This is a genomic window from Streptomyces sp. NPDC097617 (genome assembly GCF_044761485.1).
Taxonomy (GTDB): Bacteria; Actinomycetota; Actinomycetes; order Streptomycetales; family Streptomycetaceae; genus Streptomyces.
On record NZ_JBIWCL010000059.1, the window covers coordinates 1 to 11020 of the forward strand.

Annotated in this window: 6 protein-coding genes; 4 read left to right on the forward strand and 2 right to left on the reverse strand. The window is 67.7% G+C overall.

What is annotated here, in order from left to right; genetic code table 11:
* Positions 1 to 59: 59 nt before the first annotated feature.
* The 4 genes from ACIQZO_RS40115 (at position 60) to ACIQZO_RS40130 (ending at position 7937) form a co-directional block, all read left to right on the forward strand.
* Positions 60 to 677, forward strand: coding sequence for a DUF2399 domain-containing protein (locus ACIQZO_RS40115; RefSeq protein WP_403636313.1), 618 nt, complete (start codon positions 60 to 62; stop codon positions 675 to 677).
* Between the two features lie 700 nt (positions 678 to 1377).
* Entirely contained in the window at positions 1378 to 2532 is a 1155-nt protein-coding gene (locus ACIQZO_RS40120; protein ID WP_403636315.1) for an exonuclease SbcCD subunit D, read from the forward strand.
* Positions 2532 to 5561 (forward strand): AAA family ATPase, encoded by a 3030-nt coding sequence (locus ACIQZO_RS40125; RefSeq protein ID WP_403636317.1) that lies wholly within the window; start codon positions 2532 to 2534, stop codon positions 5559 to 5561. The genes ACIQZO_RS40120 and ACIQZO_RS40125 overlap by 1 nt, the downstream gene beginning before the upstream one ends.
* 108 nt (positions 5562 to 5669) lie before the next feature.
* Positions 5670 to 7937 carry a Helicase associated domain protein gene (locus tag ACIQZO_RS40130; RefSeq protein WP_403636319.1) on the forward strand — a complete coding sequence of 756 codons (2268 nt, stop codon included), beginning with the start codon at positions 5670 to 5672 and terminating at the stop codon, positions 7935 to 7937.
* Positions 7938 to 8320: 383 nt separating this feature from the next.
* On the opposite strand, the gene ACIQZO_RS40135 is transcribed toward ACIQZO_RS40130, so the two are convergent.
* Both ACIQZO_RS40135 and ACIQZO_RS40140 read right to left on the reverse strand, forming a co-directional pair.
* The gene (locus ACIQZO_RS40135) at positions 8321 to 8716 is read right to left on the reverse strand and encodes a hypothetical protein (RefSeq protein ID WP_403636321.1); all 396 of its coding nucleotides are present in this window, start codon (positions 8714 to 8716) and stop codon (positions 8321 to 8323) included.
* A 60-nt stretch (positions 8717 to 8776) separates the two neighbouring features.
* Positions 8777 to 10029 (reverse strand): IS3 family transposase gene (locus ACIQZO_RS40140; protein ID WP_403636323.1). Its coding sequence is split into 2 segments (ribosomal slippage): positions 8777 to 9747 and positions 9747 to 10029, totalling 1254 coding nucleotides; the frame shifts between segments, so codons are not numbered across the junction.
* Between the last annotated feature and the right edge of the window lie 991 nt (positions 10030 to 11020).

Below are 11020 nucleotides of genomic sequence, written 5' to 3' on the forward strand. Positions count from 1 at the left end.
CAGCAAGAGTTCACCCGCAATCACCAGGCCCGCTACCGCGACACGCTCATGCCGGCGGCTTGATCGCCAGAACCCTCAATAGATCTACACCCATCGCCGATCGCCTCTCCTCCACCGTGCTCCTGCACAACGTGGAAGCAACGGGTGACGGCCCCATCGACCGCCGACTGCGCGATTCGAACGCACCCGTAGCGCTTACCCTCCTCGACCTCACCATCTCACCGCCGACTTTGGGGCCCGCGCCCCTGACCGTCGTCGAGAACCCCTCGATCCTGGAAGAAGCTCTCACCCGCGGTAGCACCCAGCCTCTGGCCTGCACCAGCGGCCAGCTCCGCGCCGTCGACCACACCCTCTTTCAGCTCGCCCTCGACCAAGGAGTACCCCTGCGATACGCGGGTGACCTTGACACCGCCGGCCTGCAGATCGCGGCCACCGTGCAACAGACCTATGGAGCCGAACTCGTGGCCATGGAAGTGGCCCTGGTCCGGCAGGCAGGGGAGACAGCCTCAGCCATCCCGATCGGCTTCCTGCCCGAGGCCCACTCCGGCACTGAGCTCGGCCAGGCACTGCTGACAGGCGGTCGCATCGTCTACCAGGAACACGATGCGATCCTTGACCGGCTCCTGACCCCACCAACCACGCACCACCCGCCCTTTCCCAGCAACAGTGGCTCCTGAAGGGACTGCTGGGCGCCGATCGGGTGGCCACACAAGCGAGGGAAGGTGCCGCACAAAGCCAGACGGGCGTCGTGCGGCACACGACCCGCTGCAGCTCCGTTGCGGGTCGCAGCAGACGCAAAGTTCGGTCAGGTCAGGTCAGGTCCGCCAGATTGTGCAGGTCGTCACGGACGACCTGCCGCGTTCGCTGCGCTTTACGAACCGTTCTGCGTCAAGAGGCTCCCATCACCCCGTCCTCGGCGAAAGCGAGCGTGACCTCTCCACCATCCGATAGCCCGCCGAGGCAGTTCACCACGCGGTACTGTGCTGTCCGACGGTTGCGATCGACGGGCGGCAGACGTGACCGGCGTGCGCACCCGGGCGGAACGGGCTTCGGCGGATAACAGCGGCACGGATGGGGCTTCTGCCGCCAAAACCGGATCATCATCGGCACGGGCCGCCGGTACGTACTCGAGGATCCGTGCGCTTCCGGCCGGCACTCTCCCTGCCGAACCGGCTTCCACGCTGCCTGGACAGAGCGATGCTGCCGACTGTCGGCACTACGTCATAGCAGCCGTAAAAGCACCACTACTCATCCGGCACCCGCTGCTCAACCGCAGCCCCCAAGAACCTTTTCGTCTATCTGTTCAGTTTCGTAGCCAGGCTCGTTTATCAGGAAAGCCGCCCGTAACACCCGCCCTGATGGTTAGCGTCTGCGCTTATGCGGATCTTGCACACTTCGGACTGGCATCTGGGCCGTCAACTGCACCGGGTGCCACTCCTCGCAGAGCAGCGCACCTTCCTCGAACACCTGCTGAACACAGCGAGCCAGGAGCGCGTCGAGGCGGTGGTCGTCGCGGGCGATATCTTCGACCGGGCCATCCCGCCCCTGGACGCGATCGACCTGTTCAACTGGGTCCTCGGAGAACTCGCTGACCTCCAGGTACCGCTCGTCATGATCAGCGGTAATCATGACTCGCCGCGCCGCCTCGGCGTCAACGCCCGGCTGATCGAGCGCGCGGGGATCCACCTGCGCACCAGCGTGGAGGACAGCGCCCGCCCCGCGGTTCTGCACGACGAGCACGGACCGGTCGCCTTCTACGGCCTGCCCTACCTCGAGCCCGGCCTGGTCCACACGCGCCTCGGGGCGGAAAAGCCCACCCATCATGCCGTGCTCAATGCGGCGATGGACAAGGTCCGCGCCGATCTCGCGGCCCGCCCGGACAACACCCGGTCCGTCGTCCTGGCCCACGCCTTCATCACCGGAGCGGACACCAGCGACAGCGAGCGTGACATCACCGCAGGAGGTGTTCCCTCGGTCGGCGCCTCCGTCTTCACCGGAGTCGACTACGTAGCACTGGGGCACCTGCACCGCTGCCAGCAGGTCAGCGAACGCATCCGATACAGCGGATCCCCGCTGGCCTACTCCTTCTCCGAGGCCGGCCACCCCAAGGCCCTCTGGCTGATCGACCTGGACGCCGACTCCGTCCTGACGGCCCGCAAGATTCTCTGCCCGGTGCCCCGCCACCTGCGTCAGCTGACCGGCACGCTCAACGACCTGCTCACCCACCCCGGGCACGCCGAGTACGAGGACTGCTGGCTGCACATCACGCTCACCGACCCCGACCGGCCCCACATGGCCATGGAACGCCTGCAGCAGCGCTTCCCCCACGCCCTGAAGCTGAGCTTCTCCCAGCAGCAGGCCACCTCCCAGGAGTCCTACCGATCCCGTGTCAACGGCCGCAGTGACCACGAGATCACGCTCGGCTTCCTCGATCACGTCACCGGCGTCCCCGCCACCGTCCCGGAGCGCAACCTGCTGCAAGTAGGACTCGAAAGCGTCCGCACCGCAGCCGCCGCACGAGAGGCCAGCTGATGTACCTCCACCAACTGACGGTCCAGGCATTCGGGCCCTTCGCCCGCACAGAAGCCGTAGATTTCGACGCTCTGACCAGCAACGGTCTATTCCTGCTGCGCGGTGACACCGGGGCCGGGAAGACCAGTATCCTGGACGCCGTCTGCTTCGCCCTCTACGGCACCGTGCCCGGCGTCCGCCCCACCCACCGCCTGCGTAGCGACCACGCCCCCACCGACACCCGCACCCACGTCATTCTCGAGTTCAGCGCAGCCGGACGCCGGCTCAAGATCACACGAAAGCCCAAACAGACCTACCCCAGCAAACGTGCCAAGACCGGCACCGCTACCGTCGAGGCCACCGTCGAGCTGCACCAACAGACCAGCACCACAGACGGTGCTGCGCGGTGGGAGCCGGTCAGCGCCAACCAGCAGGACACCGCCCGAGAGATCGAAGCGGTCCTGGGGCTGTCCAAGGAACAGTTCTGCCAGGTCGTTCTCCTGCCGCAAGGCGACTTCGCCACCTTCCTGCGATCCGACGCCAAGGACCGCGCCGTGCTGCTGCGCCGGCTCTTCGACACCGGACGCTTCCAGGAACTGCAGGTATGGCTCACCAACCGAAGCAAAGCCGCCCAGAAGGACCTTGACGAGGTCACCACCACCCTCCAGAGGCTCAGCGAACGCATCTATCAGGAAGCAGGCCCTCTCCTCCACCAGGAGGGCACCAGTGCCGACGAACCGACCCGACCTGGCATCCAACACCCCGCTGACGTCCTGTCCTGGGCCCAGCAGCTGCACACGCTCGCCCGTAACGCCCACACCACGGCGGTAGCCGACGAGAAGCGCAGCGACAGCGAACACCAGCACGCCAAAGCCGAAGCCCAGCGCATTCACGAGCTCGCCAACCACCAAGCCCAGCACGCCCAGGCCCAAGCACGACGCGCAGCCCTCGACGACAAGGCCGCCGACCACCCGCGGCTCCGCTCACGACTGGACAGCGGCCGACGCACCGAACGGCTGCGCCCCCTCCTGGACGCCGTGCAGGACACTGCACTTGTCCTGGGAACGGCCACGACCGCCGAGGACAACGCCCGCACCCGGCTGGCCGACGAGTACCGTCGTGCCGGCATTCCCCAGCTACGGGACGTCATCGAGCAGCATCACGCAGAGAGGGGACGCGTCGAAGGGCTGTTGCCCGACGAACAGCACCACACCCTGCTCAACACCCAGATCGCCGAACTCAACACCAAAGAAGAGCAGGCAAGCGCCGACCTCGAGGAAGCCGGGCAATGGCTGGCCGCATGGCCTGCTTTGGAGGCCGAACACACCGACCTCCTCGCCGAAATGACCAAGGCAGCCGACCAGGTACCGCAACATGAGCAGGACATCCAGGCACTCAACGCCCATCTCCAGGCTGCACGCCTCCGCGACACCCTCACCATCGATCTCGCCTCCGCCACACAGACGGAGACCGACCGCGCCGCCGAAGCCCTCGAGACAAAAAAGCTATGGCTGGACCTACGTGAACGTCGTTTGGACGGCATGGCCGGAGAACTGGCCGCTGAACTGATCGACGGAGCCCCATGCTCGGTGTGCGGCTCGCCCGAACACCCGGCACCGGCGCAACGACAGCCCAACCAGCCCACACGCGACGACGAGGAAAAGGCCCGCACCCTTCACGAACAGGCCGACACCCTGCACGCCCAGGCCAGCGGCCACCGCAACCAGCTCGCCACGCAGCAAGCCGAAGCGACCGGAGCAGCAGGCCCCACCCCCTACGAGGAGCTCAAGGCACAGCTCAACAAGGTCAAGGAAGCCCACCGGGCCGCGTGCAACGCCGCCAGCGCACTGCCCTCAACCCAGGAGACCTTGGCCCGACTCCGTACGGAGGCCGACACCCGCACCCGCCAACGCCAGGAAGCCCACGACCGTGTGACCGAATGCCAAGCACGCACCAAAGCCCTGGCCCAGCAACAAACCACCCTGTCCGAAACCCTGGCCGCCGCACGCGGCACCGCCACCACACTCGGCGAACGCATCACCGAACTCAGCCGCACCACCAAAGACCTGTCCGACGCCATCGACGCCGCCCGGACGGCAGCCGAGGCAGCCGCCCGCCACCAGGACGCGACGACCACCGCCATCACCGCCGCCCACGGCGCCGGGTTCCCGACACTCGACGAAGCAACCGCCGCCCTCCAGGACCCAGCGCTCCTCGAACAGTGGAGCCAGGAACTCGACCAGTGGGGCAAGGACGATGCCGTCGTCACCGACCTACTGAAAACCCCGAACCTGCTCGAAGCCGGCCTCCAGCCCCCCGCCGCCCCACAGGCCGCGGCCAAGGAACTGCTCGAGGCCGAAGAACGGATGAAGACTACCGCAGCTGCCCGCCAGCAGGCCGATCACCGTGCCACCGCCCTGAGCGAACTGATCTCCACCCTCGAACACCGCCTCAGCGACCTGGAACCCCTGCAGGCACGCCACGCCCTCGCCGACCGTCTGGCCGGCATCGCCTCCGCCACCACCACCGCCAACACTTTCAGCATGGAGCTCGAGGCCTACGTCCTGGCCGCCCGACTCGAAGAGATCGCCGACGCAGCCAACATCCGGCTGCAGGCCATGACCTCCGAGCGCTACCTTCTCCAGCACAGCGCCGACAAGGACGCCGGCCGACGCGGACGCCTCAAGTCCGGCCTGGGACTGAGAATTCTCGACACCTGGACCGGCACGGAACGCGAAACCTCCACCCTCTCAGGCGGCGAAACCTTCACCGCCTCCCTCGCCCTCGCACTCGGCCTCGCCGACGTCGTCACCCAGGAAGCCAGCGGCCGCCCCCTGGGAACCCTGTTCATCGACGAAGGCTTCGGCAGCCTCGACGAACAGAACCTCCAAGAAGTCATGGACGTCCTGGACCAACTACGAGCCGGCAACCGAGCCGTGGGCATCGTCAGCCACGTCGCCGAACTCGGCCGCCGCATCCCCAGCCAGCTCAACGTGATGAAACACCGCAACGGCTCCACACTGCGCCCACTGATCAGCACCGATCTGTAACGTCGGAGCCACCAAGCAGGGAACGGCCGACCAGCACGCCCCGCTCACCCCAGCGACCACCCCAAAGCAACACAAGACACGTCCCGACCAACAACCGGCCAGGAGAGCATGCCGACCGCCGTGATCGAGCTCCGCCCGCATCAGAAGGAAGCCGTTACCGCAGCGGTCAAAGTGCTGCGCACCCATTCACGGGCGAGCGTGATCGCGGCATGCGGTACCGGGAAGACTTTGATCGCCGCCCGGACCACTGCCCGCGTGGCACCGCGTGGGCGGGTTCTGGTCCTGGTCCCCACCTTGGACCTGCTCTCCCAGACGGTGCGTTCTTGGCATGCGGCCGGCCGCACCGGCGCGGCGGTGGCTGTGTGCTCGTCCCGCCAGGCCATGGAGCACCCTTCGGTCGGCAACGTCCCCATGACGACGAAGCCCGCAGAGCTGTCCGAACTCGCCACCCCCGAAGCCCCGGTGACCGTCTACGCGACCTACGCCTCGCTGCCCACCGTCATCACCGCCCACCGCGAACACCACCTGCCGCCCTGGGACCTGGTCGTTGTCGACGAAGCCCACCGCACCGCCGGACGTCTCGGCAAAGCCTGGGCGGGGATCCACCACGACGATCAGGTCCCCGCCGCCCGCCGCCTCTACCTCACCGCGACCCCCCGCATCTGGGACCCCGACACCGACCACACCGACACGCCCGTCGCCTCCATGGACGACGAAAACCTCTTCGGCCCCGTCGCCTGGCGACTGACCCTCTCCGACGCCATCGACCTCGGACTCCTCGCCGACTACCAGATCCTCGTCCCCGTCATCCAGGACATGGATCTGCGCGACTGGCTCGCCACCAGCCCAGGCGCAGGAGCCGACGGACTGCGCCTCGCCGGGCACCAGGTCGCCGTCCTCAGAGCCATCCACGACCACCAGCTGCGCCGGGTCCTGACCTTCCACCACCGCGTGGCCGACGCCCGCGCCTTCGCCACCACCCTCCCCGACACCGCAGCTGCCCTCCCCGCAAACCTGCAGCCGGACAGCCTGTGGACCCAGTGGATCAGCGGCGCCCACCCGCCCCGCACCCGCCGCCGTATCCTCCTCGACTTCGCCACCCACACCCACCCCGAACAGCCCGCCGTCCTGTCCAACGCCCGTGTCCTGGGCGAAGGCATCGACGTCCCCGCCATCGACGCCGTCGTCTTCGCCGACCCCAAGAACAGCCCTGTCGACACCGTCCAAGCCGTCGGCCGCGCCCTACGCCAGAGTCCCGGCGCTGGCAAAAAGGCCACCCTGATCGTCCCGGTCTACCTCACCCCCGACGAAGACCCCGACGACCTCCTCGGCGCCGACGCCTACACCCCCCTGTGGCGCACCGTCCAAGCCCTGCGCGCCCACGACGAACGCCTCACCGCCCGCCTCGCCGACCCCCGCACCCACCGCCCCACCCTCGGCAATGAGGACCCCGGCGCCTGGCTCCACTTCGAACGCCCCACCCAGCAAGAAGAAGTCGCCCTCGCCCTCACCCTGCGCGTCCTCAACCCCAAGAGCGCCGAATGGCGCCGCGGCCTCACCGCAGCCCGCCGCTACCACCGCACCCACCACCACCTCGACGCCCCCCAGACCCACCAGGACAGCGACGGCTACCCGCTGGGCCGCTGGCTCACCTGGCAACGCCACCTCCACACCACCGGAGCCCTCGACCCCTCCCGCACCACCGCCCTCGACCGTCTCGGCATCATCTGGAATCCCCAGCAGCACGCCTTCGAACGCGGCCTCGCTCATGCCACTGCCTACGCACACCACCACAACCACCTCGCCGCCCCCGTCGACCATCACCAGGACGGCTTCGCCCTCGGCCGCTGGCTCGCCACCCAACGCAAACGAGCCGACGACCTCGCCCCAGGCCGCGCTCAGGCCCTGAAGGACCTCGACCCGCACTGGAACCCGCCCTGGCCCCTGACCTGGCACCGCGCCTACCACGCCGCCTGCAGACGTCACGCGGCCGGCCACCGCCTGACCGACGTGCCCCGGGACTACCTCACCGATGACGGGCACCGCTTGGGGGAGTGGCTGCACAATCAGCGAGTCCACCCCGAACGCCTGCATCGCACCCAGCAGCAGCTTCTGGCCGACCTCGGCCTGCTCGAGAACACCGGGCTGCCCCCCGAGAGGCGGAAACCGGCTACCCGCAAGCCGGAGCAGCATCTGGCCGCCGCTCGCGCCTTCCAGCACCGGGAAGGGCACCTCGACGTCCCCCAGCGTCACATCGAGCACGTCGACGGTGAACCCGTGCGCCTGGGCCAGTGGATCAGCAACACCCGCCGCCGCAGAGAACGTCTCCCCGCCGACCGGATCCGCGCGCTCGACGCACTCGGCATGCGCTGGTAGCCGCGGCGGGTGCGGGCTACCTGGCGATGTTCGGGCCCGGTGCTGGAGGAGAGCGCGGCAGGGCTCGGCGGGCCGGGGCGCTCCTTGCGGGCGCCCCGTTCTCCTCCGGCCGCAAGTGCAACGAGGACGAGCAAGAGGAGAAGCGAGCCGTCGAGCCCGCTGCCGGTGGTCACGACGCTGGACAGGTCCTGGTGGTGGTTGCGGACGTCTGGGCGTCGGTAGGAGGGCACAGGGGTCGTCGGCCGGGCAGGAGAGAGGACGCCGTGGACCGTGCTGGGGCGGCCGTTGTACAGCATGGTGCCGAATCGGGAGCCCGACATTTGTCGCGATGGCGAGATTCGACGACCGCGGGGATGACCGGACGGTCGCCGGCGCCCGACCCTCTAGCCGAGGGGGTTGCCGCCCTGCTGCCGCACACCGGTAGTCGCGGCGTCGAAGTACCTCTCATAGGTCTCGCGCTGGCTCCAGGTGAAGAGCACCGTGCGGCTGTTGTTCACGATGGCCTTCTCACGCTCGGCAGTAGCAACGACCAATTGTCCTTGATCGGCGCTGGTCGCGAGCTGTACGTACCCATTGACGAGTCGGGTGGGAGGCTTCGAGATCACTTTGATGACGTCGGCGAGCGAGATGACGGAATCTTTTGCTCCGGTCAGCTTGCCCGCGAGCTTGCGCTTGATCTCCGCGTGGCCGGCATGGAGAGTGACGGTCGCGAGGTAGCCCTTGAAAGTCTGGGGGGCAGAGGGCGGTGTGGAAGCGCCTTTGGAGAGGTTATGTGGCATCGCCCCAGTCTGGGCGCTTTGGTGTGCGATGGCTGAACCGCCCCGGGTTCGGTAGAGAGCTCAGATTGTGGTTGTGACCTGGGGTTTCGTGGTCGTGAGGTAGTAGCTGTTCTCGTACTCGACGGGCGGGACGTGGCCTATTTCACCGTGCAGGCGCCGGTGGCAGTACCAGTCGATCCACTCGGCGGTGGCCAGCTCGACCTGGGCGAGTGTTTTCCAGGGCCGCTGAGGCTTGATCAACTCGGTTTTGTAGAGGCCGATGGTCGACTCCATCAGGGCGTTGTCCAGCGCGTCGCCGACGGAGCCGATGCTCGCCGCGATGCCGGCGGCGTCCAGGTGCTCGGCGAGCCGGAAACTCGTGTATTGCGACCCGGCGTCCGAGTGGTGGATCAACTCGCCTCGCATGTGGGGGTGTTGGTCGCGGTCGCGCTGCCACAGGGCCATCTCCAGCGCGTCCAGGACGAGCTGGGTCTCCTTCGATGTGGAGGCGGACCAGCCGACGATGCGGCGGGAGAAGGTGTCCACGACGAAGGCGACGTAGACGACGCCGGCCCAGGTTGCCACGTGAGTGAAGTCCGCGACCCAGGTGCGGTTCGGGGCATCGGCGACGAAGTCGCGCTCAACGCGGTCCAGCGCCCGCTCCGCCTTCTCGTCCGGGATCGTGGTGATCACCCGCTTGCCGCGAACCGCGCCGGTGATGCCGAGCTCGCGCATCAGCCGCTCGACGGTGCAGCGGGCCACCGCGTGGCCCTGCCGGTTCAACTCCCGCCAGATCTTCCTGGCCCCGTAGACGCGGTAGTTGGTGGCGAACACCTCGCGGATGACCGGCTTGAGTTCCTCGTCGCGCAAGGTGCGGGCCGAGGGCTCGGCCAGGCGCTTGTTATGTGCGTAATAGGTGGAGGGGGCGATCTTGCAGTCGTGCTCGGTGAGCGTCCTGCAGATCGGCTCGACGCCGCCGAAGCGGGCCCGGTGCTCGTCGATGAAGGCTACGAGCGTGTGAGTGGCCGGTCGAGCTCGGCCGCGAAGAAACTCGCCGCGGCCTTCAGGATGTCGTTCGCCCGCTTTAGTTCGGCGTTCTCCTTCTTCAATGCCTTGAGCTGGGCGGACTCCTCCGTTGTCGTCCCCGGGCGCTGGCCCGCGTCGATCTCGTGCTGCTTCAGCCAGTTCCGCAGCGTCTCACGGGAACCGATACCGAGCTTCTCGGCGACGGCTTGCAGAGCAGCCGTCTCGGTCGGGTAGTCGTCGCGTACCTCGGCGACCATGCGCACCGCACGACGGCGGAGCTCAAGCGGGTAACGGGAAGGTCGTGCCATGACTCGATCCTTTCACGAAATCGAGTCTCCATTCGACACGGGGCGGTTCAGGCTGCCCTCCCGGCAAAACTGGAGCAGACCGTCCCGCTAGCCGGGTTGCGAACGCTCGCGACCGTGCACTCTCACCCAGCACCGTTGCCGCGGTGAGCCCGTCCCACACACGTGAGTCTCCATGCCCAGCGACCGGGCCAGGGCCTTGCAGGCCTCCCGGGTCGCCACCCGCGCCAGGAACGGGACCAGGTGCTGCCGGAGCGGGGCAAGACACAGGGAGGCTCGTTCGCCGGCGGAATGGACCCGGACGACTTCCGTGACGAGATCACGACGAGCTCGCCGGTCGGAGAGGCCGGGTGCGCTCGCGCTGAGGACGAGTTCGACGCCCTGGTGTACCGACGGGAGCCTAACGACGACCCGTCAGGGGAGGAGGGGCAGGCGGCGAGCGGTGCACCCCGTGGCCTGTCACAGAAGTCCGAATCGCAGGAGGCGACTTGCGAGGGCGTAGCCCCGCGCCTCAGGCTCACCCCCCAACACTCCGAGCAGGGGGAAAACCAACCCGCCGTCAAGCCAACCCCGCACCGTGCCTACCACGGGAACGACAGGCCCTCACAGGACCGGCAAGGGGGAGGAGTCAAATCAAATTCCTGCCCAAAAACCAAGATGACATCACCCGCGTCGGCAGGCGCGCACACAATCCCACCCCTGACCGGCAGGGAAGGGGCAAATACCACCCCACCCCACGGTCATGCCGCCAGGCATGACACCTACATAAAACACCAAGCCAGAACCACAAAGCCTTTGCCCCGCCAGGGGCAAACCCTCTTGCACTGGCCCAACCCACTGTCAGGCCGTCAGGCCTGACACCTCATTACACATCGGGCCGTCAGGCCCGAACACCCCCACTGTCAGGCCGTCAGGCCTGACACCCCAGGCTTCTCGGCCGTCAGGCCGAGAAGTTGGGCCGTCAGGCCCAACTTAAGAGCCGTCAGGCTCTCCG

Coding starts and splice junctions, on each gene's coding strand:
- ACIQZO_RS40130 (WP_403636319.1), top strand. CDS start 5,670: ATGCCGACCGCCGTGATCGAGCTCCGCCCGCATCAGAAGGAAGCCGTT.
- ACIQZO_RS40125 (WP_403636317.1), top strand. CDS start 2,532: ATGTACCTCCACCAACTGACGGTCCAGGCATTCGGGCCCTTCGCCCGC.
- ACIQZO_RS40135 (WP_403636321.1), bottom strand. CDS start 8,716: ATGCCACATAACCTCTCCAAAGGCGCTTCCACACCGCCCTCTGCCCCC.
- ACIQZO_RS40120 (WP_403636315.1), top strand. CDS start 1,378: ATGCGGATCTTGCACACTTCGGACTGGCATCTGGGCCGTCAACTGCAC.